We start from the raw sequence: 20,933 nt of genomic DNA on the forward strand, positions 1-20,933 counted from the left end.
TATTGCCGCCGCGTTGCTGCCTGCGCTGCTGGGTGTTGCGGCGCGTGCGGTTATCCGGCCGCCGCCGGCGCCGGCGCCGGTTACGGCTACGGCCGCCTCCTTTGGAGGGGCCTTGCGCGGAGCCTTGTTCTTGGTTAGTCATCCCTGCCAATCGTAGTAGACTCTCACCCGTGAATTTTCAGGACACTCAGTTAATCGGCGTTCTTGCGCGCGCGGAGTCTACCGTGAACTCGCTCAGTGGCTTATTGAGCGGGCTGGTAGACAAATTCAGCGCGCGCGGGCATGCCCTCTACCTCGTGGGCGGCTCGGTGCGCGATGCCCTCCTCGGCCGCTTGGGCAATGATCTGGACTTCACCACCCCAGCGCGCCCGGAGGTGGTCAAGGAAATCCTGGATGAGTGGGCCGAAACGGTGTGGGATACCGGCATCGCCTATGGCACTGTGTCCGCCGTGTACAAGGGCCAGCAGATTGAAATCACCACCTTCCGCTCCGATTCCTATGATGGGCAGTCCCGCAACCCCGAGGTCATCTACGGCGATAGCCTGGAGGGCGATCTGGTGCGGCGCGATTTCAAGGTCAACGCGATGGCCATTGAGTTGCTTGCCGATGCCACCTTTGAGTTCCACGATCCCCTTGGCGGCCTCCACGATGTGGCCAATAAGGTGCTCGATACCCCGGATAAACCGGAAATCTCCTTCCACGATGATCCGCTGCGGATGCTGCGCGCTGCGCGCTTTGCGTCCCAATTGGAGTTTCACGTGGCAGACCGCGTGGTAGCCGCCATGCGCGATATGGCGGCAGAGATTCAGCGCATCACGGTAGAGCGCGTCCAAGTGGAGCTGGATAAGCTCATGTGCGGCAAAGCCCCGTGGGATGGCATCGATCTGCTGGTCAATACCGGGATTGCGGATTACATCTTCCCGGAGATCCCCGCCCTGCGCATGACCACGGACGAGCACGCCCAGCACAAGGATGTTTACGCGCACTCGCTGAAGGTGCTGCGCCAAGCCATGGATCAAGAAGAGGACGGTCCCGACTTGGTATTGCGGTGGGCCGCATTGCTGCATGACATCGGCAAGCCCGATACCTTCGATAACACCGACGGCAAGGTTTCTTTCCACCACCACGAGGTGGTGGGCGCCAAGTTGACGCGCAAGCGCCTGCGGAAGCTGAAATACCCCAAGGCCACGACGGAAGATATTGGCCAGTTGGTCTACTTGCACATGCGTTTCCACGGTTTTGGGGAAAATCAATGGACCGATTCTGCCGTGCGGCGCTACGTCAACGATGCCGGTGACCTCCTCCCCCGCCTGCACAAGCTGGTGCGCGCCGATTGCACTACCCGCAATGCCAAGAAGGCGCGGCGTTTGCAGCGCACCTATGACCAATTGGAGGAGCGAATCGAGGAGATTGGCCGTAAGGAAGACCTCGCGCGGGTGCGTCCGGATCTCGATGGCAACGAGATCATGGAGATCCTAGGCCTCTCCCCTGGCCCCGAAGTGGGACAGGCGTGGTCCTATTTGAAGGAAATGCGCCTGGAGTACGGCCCCCTCGAGCGGGAAGAAGCTATTGCGAAGTTGCGCCAGTGGTGGGAGTCTAAACAGTGATGTTTGCCGATAGATTATTTAATGCCCTCGAGCGCAACGATCCCGCCCCTGGGCAATTACTCGTGTCCGCACCAGGGATGTTGTCCCCGGAATTCGCCCGCTCCGTCATCTTATTGGTCGAGCACAATGACATGATGACCTTTGGCGTGGACCTTACCAAGCGCTCAGAGGTGGCCATTTTTAATGTGCTCCCAGAATGGATGCCCGTCGTTGCTAAACCGCAGGCGCTGTATATCGGTGGTCCGCTCAACCAGCAATCCGTCGTGGGCCTGGCGCAGACCAAGCAAGGCGTGGACCCAGATAAAGAAGAACAGCTCAACCGCCTCGCACCGCGCCTAGCGCACGTGGATCTGCGCTCCAACCCAGAAGATATCGAGCCGCTGGTGACCGGCATGCGAATGTTTGCCGGTTACGCCGAGTGGGGTCCCGGGCAGCTGGAGGAAGAAATCGAGGCCGGCGAATGGTTCGTGGCGCCCGCCCTAGCGCAGGACGTGGTGGCCCCAGGCCCGGCCGATTTGTGGGCCGATGTCATGAAACGCCAGCCTATGCCCCTGCCGCTGTATTCCACCTATCCCGTGAATGTGGATGATAATTAATTCCTAGCGGCCGGTATGTGATCGGTTACACTGACCCGTATGCGCGAGGAAATCCACAAGGGCATTAAAGACACGTGGGCGGTGGCTCTCGGGCTAATTCCATTGGGCTTGGCTTTTGGCCTCCTGATGGTGCAATCCGGCTTTAGCTGGTGGTGGACGCCCATATTTTCCATCGTTATCTACGCCGGCTCTATGGAGTTTCTCGCCATCTCCATGGTTACCGGCGGTGTTTCCGCGCTGTCCTCGCTCCTTACCGGGTTTATGGTGAATTTCCGCCATATCTTCTATGGGCTAACATTCCCCCGCAAACGGATTAATTCCCCCGTGGGCAAGGCCTATTCCACCTATGCCCTCACGGATGAAACGTATGCCATCGTCTCGGCGCTCCCGCGCGAGGAGCGGCCTACCGGCACCCGCATTTTGAGCATACAAATCTTTTGCCAAATTCTGTGGGTAGGCGGCGGCATCGTTGGCGCGCTCGCCGGCCAGGTAATCCCCTCTTCCGTCGAGGGAATGGAATTCGCCCTCGTCGCCCTATTCGTTGTCTTGGCGATGGACTCCTTCCGCAACAATCAGGATCTGTCCCTACCGCTATCGGCCGCGGCCTTGGGCATCCTCGCCGCTTTCATCACCCCGGGGCAGCTGCTGATGGTCTCCCTGAGCGCCTATTTCTTGTTGCTCATCATTCGCTACCTGTCACCGCGCGCGGATAACGCGCTTACCTGGCGGCTGCAGCCCCTTCCCTCCACGACCGTGAAGGAGGATAACTAAATGCCGGACGGAGTCAGTTTAGGGGCGATTGCTGCAGTGCTCATCCCTGTAGGCATCGTGACCGTCTTATTGCGGGAGCTTCCCTTCTCCGCGAAGAAGTGGATGAAGGATAGCGAGTTCTTTTCGCTGCTGGGCTTGATGATGCCCGTAGGCGTCATGACCATCTTGGTGGTCTATGCCGTTGCCGGACAGGCGGATGGCACCGGCGGGCTGTGGCCGGTGCTCTTGGGCGTGCTAGTTACCGTCGGACTACACAAGTGGAAGCGCGATTCCGGATTATCCATATTCGGCGGTACCGCGTTCTACATGATCCTGGTGAACCTGGTGCTGTAGGCCGCGGCTAGCTAAGCCCAAACTTTGTGGTGGCTTCCGTCCACAGCGCTTCAAATTGTTCTTGGTCCATGTACTGGGCGCTAATATCCGGGAACTCATCGTAGGTATCGGGGTGCGGAACTACTTCTTGCGGCGTGTCCACGTTTCCCGTGGAACTATCCGGGGTCGCTACCCCGACCACGGAATCCGCGGGATCCAAAGCGATCATGCGGTGCATGCGGCAGCGTTGGGCGTCGTGTTCTTCTAATTCTGCGAGGTGGACCGCTGAGCCCACTCCTGGGACGGAAAGCTCGGTGCGCACATAAAGGTAATTAGCCATGGGCACTTAGTGTAGTTGCTCCTCGTCCTCCTGTGCGTACCGGGAGGCCAACACAGAACAGATCATCAGCTGCACCTGGTGGTAAATCATGAGCGGGAGGATCAATAGCCCGAGCGATGTCGACCCTGAGGCAAAGATGACCGAGGCCATGGGAAGGCCGGTAGCCAAAGACTTCTTAGAGCCACAGAACTGGATCGCGATGATATCGGCACGAGAAAATCCTAGCTTCCCGGAGATAAACCGCGTCAGCCACAACATGAAAATGACGAAGGCTGCGGCGAAAACCACGAGGAACACGATCTCCCAGATAGAGATGGAGGACCAGATTCCATCGACCACGCCCTTAGAAAATGCGGAATAGACCACCATGGCAATGGAGCCGCGGTCGACCACCTTTGTGGCCTTGCTCTGAGCGAAGTCCGCAATCCAGCGCCGGGTTAATTGGCCCAATATGAATGGCGCGAGAAGCAAGAGGGAGATTTCCCCAAAGACGGAGGTATCGATATGTAGGCCGGAACCGGTACCCATGAGCACCATGACCAGGACAGGCGTGATGAAGACGCCGGCCAAGTTAGAGGTTGAGGCGGAGACAATTGCTCCAGATACGTTGCCCTTGGCAATGGAAGTAAAAGCCACGGAAGACTGCACGGTGGACGGGACCAGCGTAAGGAATAGGATCCCCATGTACATATCGTCAGTGATGAACTCGGTAAGGGGCCGCAGGGCCAGACCGATGAGGGGATAAATCACGAACGTGAAAGCAAGAATCGTGATGTGGAGCCGCCAGTGCTTAAGCCCGTTTAGAGCTTCTTGGGTGGATAGCCGCGCGCCGTAGAGAAAAAACAACAGCGCGATCGCCACATTCGTCAGGCTGCCAAAGACGTCAGCGAAGGTGCCGCGGGCCGGTGCAATGATCGCGATTGCGACGGCCGTAAGGATGAGGACGATGAGCGGATCCGGCTTTTTAAGTCTGTGCAGCATGACCCAAAGTGTAAACCGTCTCGCTTGGTTCCACGAAAGGTAGTGCGGATAATTTTCTTCTGCGTACTCCCATTGAGTCTCATGGTTTCACGTGAAACGATGGGCGTAGAGGGTGAAGCGTCCGCGGGGATTTACGCTGTAGTGACCTTTGTACCCTCTTGGCTTACCCCAAATTCTTTGAGTGGGTCTCGGCCAGGTCCTTCAATGACCGAACCATCTTTCAGGTTATAGGACGTATGATGCGCCGTGCAGGTAGCAGTCATACCGTCGATTTCTGTAATGGGGTTTTGTTGGTGCGGGCAGGTTTGGGAGTAGGCCTTAAACTCCCCTTCTTTCGGCTGCGTGAAGATAACCCTGTCGACGATGATCCCGGAGCCTACTGGAATGTCCGTTGCCGCGATTTCCGCGGACGGTTCTGAGCCGCAGGCCGCGAGGTATGCACCTGCGAAAGTCGTAGCGGATCCGAGCAAGAACATGCGGCGCGAACAGATAGTCATAGCCTCTACTCTATCCTGAATGGTTCACGGCCGGAACATGATTTCGGCAACGGTTAATCATATTTCGGGGCAGCTAAAGTGAAATGGCTCAGTGTAGGTTTCACGTGAAACACGAAATTAGGACAGATTGCCGTTCCAGGTTGCGACCGGCCCAGCCTCGGTGGGTGTGAGTTCATAGGTGCCGGAATCTAGACCTATGTCATTAACGATGGGATGTGGCCCGTCCCCTCCTGCGGCGTGCGATTCAGGTTCGACGCGGTGGGAGTCGGCGACATAGGTACCGATGCTGAAGGTGGAAACGGCGATTGCGGCGAGGGCTGTGGTTTTCTTCATGTCTCCCATTGTCAACCCTTCCCCGCGTTAGGTGTAGTGGCGGAGCCGAGCTCTGCGGAACCTCTATGCGAGTTCTAGGAATGCCCACAGGAATCCCCGTAGGTTGAGACGCGCAACTATAGATGGAGTCCAACATAGGTACGAGTCGTTAAATACCCCCAACTTAATTTAGTTGTGACGAAAAGTGTGGGATTCCGTGGTTGGAATAATAACGTCACAGTGTCATAAAAACTCTCCCTGACCCGTCCCTGTGTGGCGCGATTGCCGGACAGGAAAGGGAGGGAGAAAGAAACTCAAAAGATAGTTATTTAATTATCAGAGTGGCGAGCGGCCTGGCGGAGGGCACCCAGATCAACCTCGGGTTGAGCGGCGGAGTCTGTGGCCTCCTCCCCACCGCAGCCTCCGGAGCCGCAGTTGCAGCTATCGCCACAACCATCGTCATCGGCATGCGCTTGCTCATAAAGAAACGCCGCGCGCGAGCCAAGGTTTGAGCCGACGGAAAGCGCGAGGATAGCGATTACGAAAGTGGTGACCGGAATAAGCCACATCCAACCTTCCGCGCGGAAGGCTACGACGCCGCCGAAAAGCAGCGAAACTCCGCCAAGGGCCCAGAAGGGGCCCGCAACGGCGTGGGCGTTATCCCACGCTTCACGTGACTTTCGGATCTCTTGTAAGCGCAAGCCGATGTATTTATTGCCGGGCAACCGCTTGGTGGCGGCGAGTGCGCCCACCGCGATAAGGAAAACGGCAAGGATTAAAAATATGATTCCCACTGCGACCATATCCATAGTTTAATCCTGCAACGCGATATTGGAAATTAAGCTACGGGGCTTGTGTCTTAAATATAAGGCGGCTCGGGTAATATTCAATTTGGATCGATCGATAGATATTCGCTCGATTTTGCACCTGCACCACGTTGTCTCTCCTTCCGTCGAACCACACACAAGTGAGTCCCCGGACTGGGAACACCTAACCTGATTGTGATTGCATGAATCTCAAGAAAATAGCGGACTCTCTCCTTTTCCGCATCGTTCTCGCCATCGTGCTTGGCATTGTCGTCAGCTTCTTTGCGCCCGAATGGTTCGGTCGAGCCTTTGCCACCTTTAACGGGCTCTTTGGTAACTTCCTCAACTTCTTCATTCCTGTGCTGATTTTCGCCCTTGTCGCCCCGGCGATCGCCGGTCTTGGCAAGGGCGCAGGAAAATGGTTGGGGGTTACGGCGGGCATCGCCTACGGTTCCACCATTCTCTCGGGATTGATTGCCTATGGCCTGGCACAGTGGCTCTATCCTTCGATGCTGGCGGGCCAAACCCTAGTGACCAACGTATCGGACGTGGACGAAGGCTCCCTCTCACCTTATTTCGAGGTGGAGATGGCACCACCGTTTGAGGTGATGACGGCGCTATTGCTTTCCTTCTGCATTGGTGTCGCCATGACGTCGGTGAAGTCCGATACGCTCTATACCGTCACCAAGGAACTGGAAAATGTGGTGGTTAAGGTCATTTGGGGATTCGTTATTCCCATCTTGCCGTTCTACATTTTCGGCATGTTCCTTGGCCTGGGTATGAATGGCAATATTGGCGACGTCCTTTCTGCCTTTGCGAAGGTACTGATCCTGGCAGTGGTCATGACGCTGGTGTACCTCGTGCTCCAGTATGTGGTTGCCGGTGCAATCGCAGGAAAGAATCCTTTTAAGGCCCTGCGGAATATGCTGCCGGCATACTTCACTGCATTGGGTACGTCATCTTCTGCTGCGACCATTCCGGTGTCTTTGGAATCCAGCTTGCGTAACGGCATTTCGAAGCCGGTCGCGAGCTTTGTGATCCCGCTGTGCGCGACAATTCACCTGTCCGGGTCCATGATGAAGCTGACGCTTTATGCCTTCGCCATCGTCTTTATGGCGAATATGGATATCAGCACTGGCACCGGCCTTGGCTTTATCTTCCTGCTGGGAATCATGATGATCGCCGCACCAGGCGTGCCGGGTGGTGCCGTTATGGTGGCCGTTGGCCTTTTGGCGGATATGATGGGCTTCGATGACGGAATGGTGGCGCTGATGATCGCCGCTTATATAGCGATTGACTCCGTCGGCACCGCAGCGAACGTGACCGGCGATGGTGCCATTGCGATGGTCGTCGATAAGTTCGCCCGCGATAAGGTCGATACTCTCAATGAAGAAGAGGCGGAGACTGCGGCCTAGTTTCCCGTGAAACATTTGCGCCCCCTGGCTTCCCCACCCAACAAATGTGGGAGGAAGCCAGGGGGCTTTTTGGCGCTACCGTCCGGAAGGCTCTAACGCTTGGTCGCTTCCTTCATCGCGGAGATGAAGTCGGTCAGCTCAGCGTGCAAGGCATCGGCATCCTCGATCGTCCCAGCGGCACCGGTTTCACGTGAAACATGGCGGTCGATGATCTTGGTGATCGCGGACCCAGTAATGGCGCCCGCGGCGTTTGCGGCGATGGCATCGGCGACGTGCTGCGGTGAGGAGATACCGAAACCGAGCAGCACCGGTGGACCATCAAAGCGCTGAATGCTGGCGACGACCTCGTCGAGGCCGGTGGTCTCGGATTCCTTCTCGGTTCCCGTGACGCCATCACGGGAGATGGCGTAAATATATCCCTGTGAATGCTCGGCAACGCCGGCGAGCGTGCGCTCCGCGGCGCGCGCGGGGGCGATGAAGATGGGGTCGATACCGGCTTCTTTTGCCGCGGCGATGAATGGGGCGCCTTCGCGTACGGGGACATCGGGAAGCAAAATGCTATCGGCGCCAGCGTCCGCGAACTCCGCATAGAATTGCTCCACTCCGCGGGCGAAGGCAACGTTCCCATAGATCAACATGCCGATGGGCAAATCAGGGAACTCGGAACGAATCGTCCGCACCTGATCCAAAGCACTATCAAGAGTTGCTCCCCCATCGAGGGCGCGGATATGCGAAGCCTGGATGGTGGGACCATCCGCCACTGGGTCAGAGAAGGGGACGCCGAGCTCCAAGGCGTCGGCCCCGGCGGCGACTGCGGTCCGGATGATCTCCAGGCTGGCCTCAGGGGTCGGATCGCCCAGCATGATGAAAGGGACAAACGCGCCCTCATTCTTCTCACGCAACGCGGCAAAAAGCTTATCATAACGGCTGCCCATGATTAGTTCTCCTTGAGTTGCAGTTCGGGGTGGGATTCCAGCGTGTGGCGGACATGGTCGATGTCCTTATCGCCGCGGCCAGATAGTGAGACCAAGATGGTGATGTCCTCGTTTTTGCGTTTGAGGGCATAGGCCAGCGCGTGGGAGGATTCGAGGGCGGGAATGATGCCTTCCTTCTTGGACAAGAGTTGGAATGCCTCTAGGGCCTCGGCGTCCGTGATTCCCACGTATTTTGCTCGGCCGGTTGCGTGAAGGTGCGCGTGCTGTGGGCCCACGCCGGGGTAGTCCAAACCCGCAGAGATGGAATAGGATTCTTCAACCTGACCGTCAGAATTGCGCATGAGGTAACTGCGCGCGCCGTGGAGGATGCCCACGGTGCCGTTGTTGATGGTGGCTCCGTGTTCGCCGGAGTCGAGGCCCGCACCGCCTGGTTCGGCGCCGACCAATTCCACCGCGTCCTCGTCAATGAAGTCCGCGAACATGCCGATGGCGTTGGAGCCGCCGCCCACGCAGGCGACGACGAGATCGGGAAGGCCGCCCGTCTTCTCGATCAGCTGCGCCTTGGCTTCGGTAGAAATGACGCGGTGGAATTCGCGCACGATGGTGGGAAATGGGTGCGGCCCCGCCGCGGTGCCGAGCAGGTAATGCGATTCATGGAAGGTAGCGGTCCAATCGCGCAGGGCCTCGTTGACGGCATCCTTCAGGGTTCCGGATCCGGTATCAACGGGGATGACCTTCGCGCCCATGAGTTCCATGCGGAAGACGTTCGGTTGCTGGCGCTGGACATCCTTGGCGCCCATGTAGACCACGCATTCGAGATCGAGCAGCGCACACGCTAATGCCGTTGCCGTGCCGTGCTGGCCCGCGCCGGTCTCGGAAATGATTCGCTTTTTGCCCATACGCTTTGCCAGGAGGGCCTGTCCGAGCACTTGGTTGGTCTTGTGTGCCCCGCCGTGGACGAGGTCTTCGCGCTTTAGGAAGATCCGCGCCTTCCCGCCGAGCTTTTTTACCTCGGTAACGGGGGTTGGACGACCCAGGTAGTCGCGCAGCAATCCGGCGAGCTCTTCGCGGAACCTGGGATCATTTTGGGCATCAACAAACGCCTGCTCCAATTGATCCAATGCGGGGATGAGGGATTCCGGGACGTATTGACCGCCGAATTCCCCGAAGTACGCGGGAAGGAGTGTTTCACGTGAATCGGGCATGGTTAATCTTTCTTGTCTGGTTGGTTGAATAATTGGATGGTGCGGAAGGTTTGAGAAATCAGGGCGGCGTCTTTGTTCCCGGGGCGCGTTTCTAATCCTGAATTCAGGTCGAGCCCAGCGGTACCCACGCGGAGCGCGCCTTCCAGGTTGTCTAGACTGAGGCCCCCTGCCAGGAGGCTGTGAGCTTTGATGTCTTCCGGGATCGACGCCCAATCAAATCTTTGGCCGGTGCCTCCCCTACCCGAGTCGAGCACGAGGCGGTCCACACGCGCGGCGAGTTCCGGCGCCATCTCTATCCACTGGGGGTTGGTCATGTCGATGGCCCGCCAGACAAACTCGGCATCGGTGTCCGCGAGCACCGCGCGGGCACGCTCGATCAGCGCCAGCTCGCCATCCAAGTTGCCCTGGAACGGGGCGTGCAACTGGATTCCGGATAGCCCGCGGGTCGCCGCCGCGGCCCGCAACTCTGCGGGGTCGTCGCTGCGGCTGACTGCTACGAAATCCAAGCCGTGCTCGGCGGCGATGATTTTCTCGGCGGTTTCACGTGAAACATTGCGCGGGGAATCCGGGGCGAAGATGAGCCCTCCGTAGCGGGCACCGGCGGCACGGGCGGCTTGGGCCGTGGAGGTGGCGGTGAGCCCGCACACCTTATTCGCGCCGAAGAGCAGATCCCGGGCGGCGCGGTCGATGTCCTCGTGAGAGGTGAGTTGGGAGCCGACGAGGAAGGCATTGGCGTGGGCACCTAAACGCCGGACGGTGTGGTTATCGCGGATACCGGATTCGGAGACGACGACCTTATCGTCAGGCACGTACCCGGCGAGTTGCTCGGTGCGGGAGAGGTCGATGCTCAAGTCATGGAGGTTGCGGTTATTAATGCCGATGATCTCCACCCCGAAGGATAGCGCCCGGTCCACCTCCTCCTTGGTGATGGCTTCAGTCAGTACATCTAGTCCTAATTTATCCGCCAAGGACTTCAGCTGTGCAAAAGTTTCATCATCCACGATGGACATCATGAGCAAAATCGCATCCGCGCCGTAGTAGCGCGCGGCATAGACCTGAACCGGATCGACGATGAAGTCCTTGCACAAAACCGGCAGGTGCGTGGACTGGGCTACGGTCTGGAGGTGATCGTAATCCCCGCCGAACCGCTCCGGCTCACACAGCACGGAAATGGCATTCGCGTAGCGGGAATAGACGCGCGCGATTTCGCCGGGGCGGTAATCCTCGCGAATCATTCCGAGTGATGGCGATGCAGACTTGCACTCCATGATGAAGCGATTGGTGCCATTGAGCGCCGCAAAAAGCGAACGCCGAGACGGCTCAAGCTTGTCCACATCTACGTGGGCGATGCGCTCGCGAATGCCGGCAAGGTGAGTGCGGCGCTGAGCCACAATCCCCTCGAGCACCGTCGGCAGTTTCTGTTTTGTCATTTCTTTTCCCTCGTGTGGCCTTCTTAGTATTCCGCTTGCTCGTGGGTGCGCAGCCAGCGGTCCACGTCCCCGCTATCGATGAGCCCCTTGGCGTGCGCGACGCCCTCTGCAATGGAGGCCGTGGTGCCACCCAGATAAAACATTGCCCCAGCCGATGCCACGACAGCGTCATAGTGCGCCGGCTTACCCGAGCCATTAAATATGGCGCGCACGTGCGCGGCATTATCTTGGCCGTCGCCGCCGGCAAGCTCACTGAGCTCATGCTTGGCGATGCCCAACTCCTCCGGCGTTAGCTCATAGTGTGAAATCTCGCCGTCCTTTAGCTCCCAAACCTGGGTGGTGCCGTGGGTGGCAATCTCATCGGTACCAGCGCCGTGGACGACGAGCGCCCGCGTGCGCCCCAGCTCCCGGAAGACTTCCGCGATCATGGGACCCTGGGCGGGGTTGGCGATGCCCATGATCTGTAGTTTGGGGCGGCCCGGGGAGAGCAGGGGTCCCAAGGTATTGAAGATGGTGGAGACCCCGAGCGCCTTGCGCACCGGTTGCACGTGAGCCACTGCGGGGTTGTAGGCCGGAGCGAAGAGGAAGGTGAAATTGGAGGCCTCGAATTGCCGGACGGCGCGGTCCACGTCCAGGTCCAGGGGAATATTCAGTGCCTCGAGCACATCGGCGGAACCGGACTTGGAGGAAACGGACCGGTTGCCGTGCTTGACCATCCTCACTCCCCCAGCGGCGGCAACCAAGGAGGCCGCCGTAGTGATATTGATGGTATTTGCGCCATCGCCGCCCGTGCCCGCGGAGTCCATGAGTCCCTCGCCGGTAATGGGAAAGGGGTGTCCAACTTTCAGGAATGCCTTGGCGGCACCCGTGATATCCGCGAGGGTTTCGCCGCGGGTGCGGATATGTGTGAGCAACGCGGAGATCTGAATATCGTCATAATCACCCACGGCAACCGGGGTGAAGACCTTGGTGGCCTCCTCCACGGTGGGTGCGGGATTATCCAAGAAGGCTTGCAGCGTTTTCAATGGGCTTTGGTTCGTCATTAATGCTTTGGCTCCATAGTGGGATGGGTCGATAGTCGGTGGATGCAACGGTCTAGCATGTCTGGGCCACGGGGCGAGAGGATTGACTCGGGGTGGAATTGCATCCCTAGTGCCATCCCATCGTCCGTTTCTGCCGCCATGGCGATGGTCCCGATCTCTGCCTCCGTCTCCGCGAGCACCCGCATGCCGGCTGGCACGCGCGTGCACCCCAAGGAGTGATACCGGGCCACGGGGACCTGGGTGCCGGGGACGCAGGGCTGGGCGGGATCGGCATCGGTGGCTAGGCCGGCGAAGACTGGGTGGGCGGTGCCGGCATCGGTAAGCGTCATAGGTATGGACTTGCCGTGCACGGGGCCGCACGGCCCTACCCCGCCACCGTGGTATTCCAATAGCGCCTGGAAGCCCAAGCAGACGCCGAGGATGGGGATGGTGCCCAAGGTGGCACCGATAAGCTCCATTATGCAACCAGCATCGCGCGGGTGGCCGGGGCCTGGGGAAAGGACAATAATATCGGGCTCGGCCGCCAGCACCTCCGCGACGGAGACGCTGTTGCGGTAGACGGTGGTGCGGTAACCGGCGAGGGCATCGACGAGGTTATAGACAAAGGAATCGTGGTTATCGAGCAAGACCACGTGCGGTGAATTCATCGCTGTACCTCCAGGGTGGCGTTGTGCGCGAGGGCAATGGCGTGGAGAACGGCATAGGCCTTGTGCAGGGTTTCATCGGCTTCGGATTGCGGGATGGAATCGTGCACCACCCCGGCACCAGCTTGGACGGCGGCCGTACCGCGGTGGACGAAGGCGGAGCGAATGACAATGCAGGTATCCATGGCGCCGTCGCCGCGCAGGTACCCCACTGCGCCGCCGTAGGAGCCACGGCGCTTGTGTTCGGCCTGGCGGATGAGCTCGCTGGCGCGCAACTTGGGTGCGCCGGTCAACGTTCCCATGTTCATGCAGGCGCGGTAGGCATCGAGGGCATCGAAGTCCTCGTGCAACGTGGCGGTCACGCGGGAGACCAGGTGCATGACTCGTGAATAGCGGTCTACTTGGAGCAGGTCTGCCACCCGCCGGGTGCCGGGTTCTGCTACGCGGGCGAGGTCATTGCGCGCCAGATCTACCAGCATGGTGTGCTCGGCTAACTCCTTGGTATCCGTGCGCATTTCTAGCTCATTGCGGATATCCAATTCATCGTTGATCGTGCCGTCCGGGTTGAGCCCGCGGGGCCTAGTTCCGGCAATGGGATAGAGCTCCACCTGCCGCGTCTCTGGGTCAAACTTCAAATTGGATTCCGGTGATGCGCCGAAAAGCTCATAACCTTCTCCCCGGAGATAGAACATATACGGCGAAGGATTAGTCTCCCGGAGCTGGCGATAGGCCGCGAAGGCATCGGGGCAGTCCACCGTGAAGGTGCGAGCGGGGACGACCTGGTAAATATCGCCAGAGTCAATATTGCCCTTGAGCCGCGTCACCTGCTCGCAAAACGCGGCATCGTCAATATCCGCGGTCGCCCTCAAGGTCTCCACGGGCTGGTCAAGCGCCGGATTCTCTATCGCGTCGATGGGCGTGGCGGCCAAGGCGTCGAGCCTGTCTTCCAAGCGGGCTCGGTCGATATCCCAGCCCTCTACCCGCGCCGTCTTCGTTAGGTGGTCCACCGCAAGGACAGTTTGGGCGACGAGGAATTCATAATCGGGAAACGTATTGGGCCCCTCGCCTACCTCAGGCAGGTTTTCAAAAGTGGCCAAATAGTCATAGGCAAAGCCGCCGGCGACGAATGGCAACAAGGGCGAGGAATAGGAATGATCGCGCTGCAGCGCGCGGAGGATATCGGCCGTCGATTCATCTAGGAGCCGTTGCCGTTCATCAGACTCGCTGGAGGGCGAGAACTCAAAGACAATTTCCGTGGTTTCACGTGAAACAATCCGGTTTGTAAAACGCGAGTACAGCATGGTGATGAGCTGCTCCCCCGCTGGGCTGAGTGCGAGGACGCGAACTCGCTGGCCGGTGCAGGTCACTCTCGCCGCGGCATCGAGCACGGCCAGGCACGTGAGGTTTTTCTTGGTTTCAATATCCGCGCTTTCCAATAACAAGGAATCGCTCGATCGCGCCAAGCTATGAAATAGCGCTGAGGCATCCCGGCAATAGGCAATATCGCGGGTGGCGGTGTATGTCATTGCAGTGCCCTTTCAGGAGTAACTGAGGAACAGAGTGCGAGGGACCCGGGGTATCCGCGAGCAAAGGCACTGAAAACGCCGAAAGGCCCGCAGAATGCGAGCCTAAAAATGGGGTGCGAAGAAAGGCCCGCGAGTTACGCGCGCCACCACCAACGAGTAGTCATTTTCTTCATGGGCACTAGCCTAGCCTAAATTTCTATAGCGTGGAAGAAACAAGTGAAAAATATTCAATCGGTATCTAATGAGTGGTCTTCGCGCCCGTTAAGGGTAATGTGGTGCAGGTCAATATCTTCAAGAAAGGTGACGATAAGTGAGTATTAATATCGACGAGGTAATTGCAAAGGTCCCCACCCAATTGCTTATTGGTGGTGAGTGGCGCGATTCCACCTCCGGCGAGACTTTTGACGTTGAAAACCCAGCGACGGGCGAAACGCTGGCGACGCTATCTTCCGCAAACTCGGACGATGCGATTGCTGCCCTCGACGCTGCCTGTGCCGTGCAGGATGACTGGGCGCGCACCACGCCGCGCGAGCGCGCGGAGATTCTGCGCCGAGCATTCGATCTAGTACAGGAGCGGGCAGATGAATTCGCCGCCCTGATGACGCTAGAGATGGGCAAGCCCTTCGCGGAAGCTAAGGGCGAGGTCACTTATGGCGGCGAGTTCCTGCGTTGGTTCAGTGAGGAAGCGGTGCGCGATTACGGTCGCGCCGCAACCGTTCCCGAAGGCACGCTGCGGATGATCACTCGCCGCAAGCCGGTGGGCCCCTGCCTTCTGATCACCCCGTGGAACTTTCCGTTGGCCATGGCTACTCGCAAGGTGGCTCCTGCGGTGGCAGCGGGTTGCACGATGGTGCTCAAGCCGGCCAAGCTGACTCCCCTGACTGCGCAGTACTTTGCGCAAACCATGATCGATGCTGGGCTTCCAAAGGGCGTTCTCAACGTCGTTGCCGGCAAGTCTGCATCTGCAATTTCGGAGCCATTGCTTGCCGATGACCGCTTGCGCAAGCTTTCCTTCACCGGTTCTACCCCAGTGGGCCGGACCCTTTTGAAGGGCGCGGCCGATAACGTGCTGCGTACCTCCATGGAACTGGGCGGCAATGCCCCATTCATTGTCTTTGAGGACGCAGATATTGACCAAGCGGTCCAGGGTGCGATGGGCGCCAAGATGCGCAATATCGGCGAGGCCTGCACCGCAGCTAACCGCTTCTTGGTCCACGAGTCTGTTGCTGAGGAGTTCTCTGAGAAACTCGTTGCGGAGTTTGAGAAGCTCAATCTGGGCAATGGTATGGACGAAGGTATTACCTGCGGACCTCTCGTCGAGTCCAAGGCTTTGGAGAGCATTGCGGCATTGGTGGACGATGCTGCAGAAAAGGGCGCTACCATCGCCACCGGCGGTAAGCGCGGGGACGGTGCCGGATACTTCTACGAGCCTACGGTGATTACCAATGTTTCACGTGAAACACGCGTCGCCCAGGAAGAGATCTTCGGTCCAGTCGCCCCGATTATCACCTTCAGTACCGAGGAAGAGGCGCTCGAGATCGCCAATGATACCGAGTACGGTTTGGCATCTTACGTCTTTACCGAGAACTCGGACCGCCTGTGGCGCATCGCTGATGGCCTAGAGTTTGGCCTGATGGGCTTCAACGCCGGCGTTATCTCTAATGCCGCTGCCCCCTTCGGCGGAGTGAAGCAATCCGGAATGGGCCGCGAGGGTGGCGCGGAAGGTATCGAGGAATACACCTCCGTGCAATACCTAGGCATCCGCGACCCTTATGCCAACGCTTAGGCCTTTAGCCGGCAACGCAATCACTGTTTAGCGCGCTTATAACCGTGTTTGATTAAACATTTAAGTGCGTGCGGCGTATACTCACTCCCCGCATAATTGTGATTGCTTTCCTTCTCCCCGCACGCGGCCCTTCTGGGGCCGTGCGCGGTTGGGAGGATTTTTTATTTTTTATTTGGAGTGAGTCTTGTCAACAACGAATTCAGCGGCAGCTCAGCCGCCATTGATTACACCCACGTTCCTATTGGCGTGGGTGGCTAATTTTGGCCAGTTCCTTGTCTTCTACCTAACGGTGACGACCATGGCCCTGTATGCCGTCGAAAGCTTCGGGGCGTCCGATACCGTCAGTGGTTTTGCCTCCAGCGCCTTCGTTTTGGGCGCGACCTTCATGCGCATCGTCTCCGGCTGGTTGGTGGACCGCGTGGGGCAAAAGCACGCCGCCCTGACCTCGCTGGCCTTCGTCAGCATCGTGACGGTGGGCTATTTCGTGGCGCATAACGTGGCCGTCCTGATCCTGGTGCGCCTGCTTCACGGCGCAGGCTATGCGCTGACCTCTACGGCGCTGATGGCCGTCGCGCAATCCGTCATCCCCCAGCAGCGCCGCGCGGAAGGCACCGGCTACTTCGCCTTGGGCACCACCCTTGCCACCGCCTTCGGCCCGGCAGTGGGCTTGTTCTTGGCCAATAATATTGGCTATAACACCCTCTTTGCGGTCGCCCTAGGTTCCAATATCGTCTCCCTCGTGCTGGCGCTCGTATTGCGCTACCCGGCGGAGCTCGATGAGGAAAAGCCGGCCTTCAAGCTGCGCAACGCGGTGCACCCCAACGTGTTGCCGATCGGCTTTTTCATGCTGCTTGTGGGCATCGCCTACTCCGGTGTGGTCACCTATCTCAATGCCTATGCGCGCGAAGAGGACCTGGCCGCCGGCGCCGGCCTCTTTTTCATCGGCTACGCCGTAGTCATGCTCATCATGCGCTTCTTCTTGGGCCGCATCCAGGACCACAAAGGCGATAACTCGGTCATGTACCTGGGCCTGGTGTCCTTCGCCATCGCCCTTATTATCATGGGCTTTCCCAGCAATGACGTGATGCTCGTGGTCGCGGGTGCGTTTACGGGCATGGGATACGGCACGCTAAGCCCCGCCTGCCAGGCCATTTCTGTACGCTCTGTATCGGCCGCCCAGATAGGCGCGGGTATTTCCACGATGTTCCTCTTGATGGACTTCGGCATCGGCCTCGCCCCCTTCGGGCTTGGCCCCATCGTGAGCGCCACCGGCTTCGATACGATGTACCTCATCCTGGCCGGCCTCATCGCCGTAGCGGCGGTGTACTACTACATGGTCCACGGGCGCTACCCCAAGGCGAAGGCGCCCGTCGTCAGCGCCACAGAGGGCACGCAGCCGGCTTAAAGGCGCAATGAATTTTGGCTCCGGGTTTATACCCGGAGCTTTTTTGCGTGCTGGGGCGGCAAGCACTTGGCATCGACCACGCGCCGGGCCAGCGCTCGGTCCCCCATCTTGGCCGCAAATGCCATGCGCATGGTGATATCGTGCGCGGGAGCGGGGCCGCGGGTGATGGCATCCCCCGCAGAAATGCGCCCGGGCGAGATGACGCGGAAGTACACGCCGCAATCACCGCGCGCGGTCCACCGCTTGAGCCAGCCCTTTTCCTGCACCCAGCCGGAAAAGGTAGCGCACGGCTGGCGGGGTATGGAGACCTCGAGCGTGGTCGTACCGATGTGGAGGCGTTGATTGATAAGCAGCGCGGAGAGATCAATACCGCGCGTGGTGAGGTTCTCCCCAAAAGACCCTGAAGCCAGCGTGCGGCCCAGCGAATCCTCCCAATAATCCAATTCCTCGCGGGCATAGGCATAAACCGCCTTGTCACTTCCACCGTGGTGATCGCTATCGCCGATAGAATCACCGCGCACGCCAGAACCATCGCCGTAATTTGGTCCGGGAGCGGAGATATCGATGAAGTCTTGCGGGCGCTTGTCGATGCCCGAAAACTCATGCCTCCCGCTCGGATCCGGCCTGCGCACGGCGACGTTGGTGGAAATAACCTGCATATCAGTCACTGTAGTCGCGGGTAAGTGCCTCCGCAGTGAGAATATCCCGGTAAAACAGCTCCGGGGCCAGCGAAACCGCCTCCGCGAGCTGCGGGAGGGCGTTATCCAGCGCGGAGGCCACGGCTGGATCGGTGAGCTTCCCATTGGCCACCCCTCGCGCGGTAATGGCAAAAACATAGGAAATAAACGGGATCCAGGCAGAGCCGCCAAGATCCGTGTTGCCATCCCCGAAGGCGTCCAGGGCGAGCAGGGTGTGCAATACCGACTTATCTACGCCCAATTGCTGCAGCGTCACCCGCAATTGCAGCGCGGTAGAGCGCAGGTTGGACATGGTCCCCAGGCGGGTCAGCGCCAAGTCGTTATCGAAGCACTCGCGCAGCGCGGCGATGCGGTGGGCGTCATCGCACAGCTGCGCGCTGTCAGTAGCGGGCGTTGGGGCCTCGCCGGTGGCGCTCATGAGCAGCATGGGGCGGGTGACATCGTCTACGCCCGTAGTGGCCGTCCGCCACAGCGAGGGGGAGCCGGAGTGCTCCACGTGGGCCTGGTTGGCATCGGCAAGCGCGGCGAGCACGGAAGACGGATCCGTGGCCTCTTCCCCATCGCTGTTAAAGGAACTGGTAATCAGGCCCGTGCGCACCAACGCGCGCATGCGCTGGCCGCGCGCGAAGTCCACCTGCATGAGCGCATCGAGGCTGGCGCGCGGATCAGCCTCGATGTCCTTGATAACGCCCTCGAAGGTCTCCTTGGCCTTGGGGGCAAGGCGGCGCAGGGCGGCATAGGTCTCCCACGTGCCGGCGGTATTCTCGCTCTCGCCATCGTGGAAGATGATAAGCGAGCTCGCCGGCGGGTACTGCGGGGCGGCGAGATCGCTGGCCGGTTCATCCTCGCGGAAGTCCACGATGAGATCGCCCGCCTCGTGCAATTCCTCCGGCAGCTCGAAGCCCTCCTCAACCGGCTCCAAGGGCAGCGGCTCGCTGGCGGGGTTGCCAAGCGGCCACGCCCAAGCCAAAAGCTCCACCTCTTCCTCGTGGGTTTGCTCGGGCATAAGAATGCCGTCTTCGATAGTGGCGCGGGCGACCAGCGGCGTCTTGCGCACCGTGGCGATGGCGGCATAGATAAGGTCGCTTGCCGCGGTTGCCTCGTATTCCATCACGCGGCGGTCCATGCTGCGCTTCAAGTGCGCCGCGCGCTCCTTATCCGGCAGGCCCTCCAGGTACTCCTCGTAGGACAGCGTGGACCACAGGAGGTAGAGCTCCAGCGAGGACTTCTTGGTCAGCGCGGCCTTAAGCGCGCGATTCGGCACGGAGAGAGTATTGGTCGCCTCCGTCGAGCCATTGGCAGTAACGAGATCCCGGATCTTCTGGTTCTTATCAATGACCACGAATTTCGCCAGCGGCAGCGGCTCCGGTGAGTGCACCGTAAAGAGTGCATCCGCATCCAGCTGATCCGCCAGGATGACTTGCTTGTCCATATAATCCACGGGCTCGGCCGCGGTACGCTTCACGCGCGTGCGGATGGTCGCCGGAATGACCTCAAAGGTCAGCTCGTAGCCGGCCTCGCTGCTGATGGTCTCCTCGCGCACCGATTCGTCTTCGCCAAATACGCGTTGGCCCTTTTCCATGTGAATGGGCTTATCGGAAGACGAGGCCAGGGCATAGCTAAACGGCGAGAGGTTACCCAGCGCGTCGATGAAGCGGAAGTTGGTGCCGCGGGGCCCCTCGTTCTTGGAGCGCATGTGGAGCGTTTCGGCAAAGTTGAGATAGTGGACATCGACAAGCTCCTCGCCCTTAAACAGGCTAAAGCGATACCGGCCCACCCAGGGGTCTTCGAAGACGTCGCCGGGTAGAACCTCATGGATTCCCTCCGGCAGCTCATCTTCTAAGATTTCTTCCTCTTCCCCACCGATGGGGACATAGGTCAGCTGCAGGTGAAGTGGGGTATTGACCAAGAGGCGCGGGGATTTCGTGTACACCAGCTCGCCGTCCAGCCCGCGCGCGTTGGGCAGGGACTTGACCGCCATATCCCAGGAAAAATCCGCGCTATCCGCAACGGTGATGGTGGCCTTGTCCTGGCGCGGCACAGCAATGGAGAAGGAATCTTCTGCCGCTAGCTCAAAGATGGACCAGCCTTCCCACGCGCCATGCGGGCGCGGCTGGCTATCCGGGGTAGGTGTTAGCTGCGTGCCGTTCGGCGCGATGAAGGTGTACGCGCCCTGCGGGATGGGCTGCGTGCTATCGACGGGGCGGTGCGCGGAATCGAGCAGCAGGCCGCCATTGGCAATACCCGCAAACTCCAGGGTCTGCTCCGCAAACGTTACGGCAAGGTGGGTAAAGGGCTGTGGCATGGAAACCCACAGGCCAGGTTCTTCACCGGCGACGTAATAAAACTTGCGGGTGACCTCCGTACCATCCAATAGCTGCGTGGCCACGGTCCATTGCGGGTCTTCTGGTTCATAGGCCGCGCCCACGGCTGGCAGGTAAAGCTCTAAAGTATCGGTATCCGGCGCGAGGCGAAGATGCGGGACCCCCTGAAAAACCGCCGCGTCTAGAAAAGATGATAGCTGGCTACGAAACTTCTCCTGGCTCATTTACACCAGCCTAGATCATTTTTGAAAAGATGTGGATTCTGCAGGCAGAGGCCAAAAAGGCTTTCACCACCGCCGG

20 protein-coding genes are annotated in these 20,933 nt (G+C 59.4%); 7 read left to right on the forward strand and 13 right to left on the reverse strand.

All coding sequences use genetic code 11. The annotated features are described in order from the left end of the window. Positions 1–170 precede the first annotated feature (170 nt). From QP970_RS08495 to QP970_RS08510, 4 genes are read left to right on the forward strand one after another with little or no spacing between them, the layout of a single operon-like run. Positions 171–1,607 (forward strand): CCA tRNA nucleotidyltransferase, encoded by a 1,437-nt coding sequence (locus tag QP970_RS08495; RefSeq protein ID WP_023029759.1) that lies wholly within the window; start codon positions 171–173, stop codon positions 1,605–1,607. Continuing rightward, on the forward strand, positions 1,607–2,203 hold the full coding sequence (locus QP970_RS08500) for a YqgE/AlgH family protein (RefSeq protein ID WP_005275922.1): 597 nt from the start codon (positions 1,607–1,609) through the stop codon (positions 2,201–2,203). Before QP970_RS08495 ends, QP970_RS08500 begins: the two co-directional genes overlap by 1 nt. A gap of 39 nt (positions 2,204–2,242) precedes the next feature. Then, a complete protein-coding gene (locus tag QP970_RS08505; RefSeq protein ID WP_284772021.1) occupies positions 2,243–2,974 on the forward strand; it encodes an AzlC family ABC transporter permease in 732 nt (243 codons plus the stop codon). Continuing rightward, a complete protein-coding gene (locus QP970_RS08510; RefSeq protein ID WP_239269576.1) occupies positions 2,975–3,307 on the forward strand; it encodes a branched-chain amino acid transporter permease in 333 nt (110 codons plus the stop codon). A 7-nt stretch (positions 3,308–3,314) separates the two neighbouring features. Here QP970_RS08510 and QP970_RS08515 read toward each other — a convergent pair whose 3' ends face one another. From QP970_RS08515 to QP970_RS08535, 5 genes are all read right to left on the reverse strand, one after another. Beyond that, entirely contained in the window at positions 3,315–3,626 is a 312-nt protein-coding gene (locus QP970_RS08515; protein WP_239269577.1) for a hypothetical protein, read from the reverse strand. A gap of 6 nt (positions 3,627–3,632) precedes the next feature. Next, a complete protein-coding gene (locus tag QP970_RS08520; protein ID WP_239269578.1) occupies positions 3,633–4,607 on the reverse strand; it encodes a bile acid:sodium symporter family protein in 975 nt (324 codons plus the stop codon). A 131-nt stretch (positions 4,608–4,738) separates the two neighbouring features. After that, a complete protein-coding gene (locus tag QP970_RS08525) occupies positions 4,739–5,104 on the reverse strand; it encodes a Rieske (2Fe-2S) protein (protein WP_239269579.1) in 366 nt (121 codons plus the stop codon). Positions 5,105–5,221: 117 nt separating this feature from the next. Beyond that, positions 5,222–5,437: a catechol 1,2-dioxygenase gene (locus tag QP970_RS08530; RefSeq protein ID WP_239269580.1), complete on the reverse strand. Its 216-nt coding sequence runs from the start codon at positions 5,435–5,437 to the stop codon at positions 5,222–5,224. A 308-nt stretch (positions 5,438–5,745) separates the two neighbouring features. Then, the gene (locus QP970_RS08535) at positions 5,746–6,225 is read right to left on the reverse strand and encodes an SdpI family protein (protein ID WP_370658460.1); all 480 of its coding nucleotides are present in this window, start codon (positions 6,223–6,225) and stop codon (positions 5,746–5,748) included. A 200-nt stretch (positions 6,226–6,425) separates the two neighbouring features. On the opposite strand from QP970_RS08535, the gene QP970_RS08540 reads away from it, so the two are divergent. Next, entirely contained in the window at positions 6,426–7,637 is a 1,212-nt protein-coding gene (locus QP970_RS08540) for a dicarboxylate/amino acid:cation symporter (protein WP_239269581.1), read from the forward strand. 92 nt (positions 7,638–7,729) lie between these two features. On the opposite strand, the gene trpA is transcribed toward QP970_RS08540, so the two are convergent. The 6 genes from trpA to QP970_RS08570 are packed head-to-tail and all read right to left on the reverse strand — an operon-like array spanning position 7,730 to position 14,420. Beyond that, complete coding sequence (trpA, locus tag QP970_RS08545; protein WP_239269582.1) at positions 7,730–8,572, reverse strand: tryptophan synthase subunit alpha; 843 nt, start codon at positions 8,570–8,572, stop codon at positions 7,730–7,732. A 2-nt stretch (positions 8,573–8,574) separates the two neighbouring features. Beyond that, positions 8,575–9,777, reverse strand: coding sequence for a tryptophan synthase subunit beta (gene trpB / locus QP970_RS08550; protein ID WP_239269583.1), 1,203 nt, complete (start codon positions 9,775–9,777; stop codon positions 8,575–8,577). A gap of 2 nt (positions 9,778–9,779) precedes the next feature. Then, the gene (gene trpCF, locus QP970_RS08555) at positions 9,780–11,207 is read right to left on the reverse strand and encodes a bifunctional indole-3-glycerol-phosphate synthase TrpC/phosphoribosylanthranilate isomerase TrpF (RefSeq protein WP_239269584.1); all 1,428 of its coding nucleotides are present in this window, start codon (positions 11,205–11,207) and stop codon (positions 9,780–9,782) included. 23 nt (positions 11,208–11,230) lie between these two features. Beyond that, entirely contained in the window at positions 11,231–12,250 is a 1,020-nt protein-coding gene (gene trpD, locus QP970_RS08560) for an anthranilate phosphoribosyltransferase (RefSeq protein ID WP_239269585.1), read from the reverse strand. Further along, positions 12,250–12,897, reverse strand: coding sequence for an anthranilate synthase component II (locus QP970_RS08565; RefSeq protein ID WP_239269586.1), 648 nt, complete (start codon positions 12,895–12,897; stop codon positions 12,250–12,252). Before QP970_RS08565 ends, trpD begins: the two co-directional genes overlap by 1 nt. After that, on the reverse strand, positions 12,894–14,420 hold the full coding sequence (locus QP970_RS08570) for an anthranilate synthase component 1 (protein WP_239269587.1): 1,527 nt from the start codon (positions 14,418–14,420) through the stop codon (positions 12,894–12,896). Before QP970_RS08570 ends, QP970_RS08565 begins: the two co-directional genes overlap by 4 nt. A gap of 310 nt (positions 14,421–14,730) precedes the next feature. Between QP970_RS08570 and QP970_RS08575 the strand changes: the two genes are divergently transcribed. Continuing rightward, positions 14,731–16,206 carry an NAD-dependent succinate-semialdehyde dehydrogenase gene (locus QP970_RS08575; protein ID WP_239269588.1) on the forward strand — a complete coding sequence of 492 codons (1,476 nt, stop codon included), beginning with the start codon at positions 14,731–14,733 and terminating at the stop codon, positions 16,204–16,206. A 220-nt stretch (positions 16,207–16,426) separates the two neighbouring features. After that, complete coding sequence (locus QP970_RS08580; RefSeq protein WP_370657797.1) at positions 16,427–17,611, forward strand: MFS transporter; 1,185 nt, start codon at positions 16,427–16,429, stop codon at positions 17,609–17,611. A 26-nt stretch (positions 17,612–17,637) separates the two neighbouring features. On the opposite strand, the gene QP970_RS08585 is transcribed toward QP970_RS08580, so the two are convergent. Next, entirely contained in the window at positions 17,638–18,270 is a 633-nt protein-coding gene (locus QP970_RS08585) for an MOSC domain-containing protein (RefSeq protein ID WP_239269628.1), read from the reverse strand. 1 nt (position 18,271) lies between these two features. Next, positions 18,272–20,857 carry a hypothetical protein gene (locus QP970_RS08590; protein ID WP_239269590.1) on the reverse strand — a complete coding sequence of 862 codons (2,586 nt, stop codon included), beginning with the start codon at positions 20,855–20,857 and terminating at the stop codon, positions 18,272–18,274. Positions 20,858–20,933 lie beyond the last annotated feature (76 nt).

This window comes from Corynebacterium sp. MSK073 (genome assembly GCF_030232085.1).
Classification (GTDB): domain Bacteria; phylum Actinomycetota; class Actinomycetes; order Mycobacteriales; family Mycobacteriaceae; genus Corynebacterium.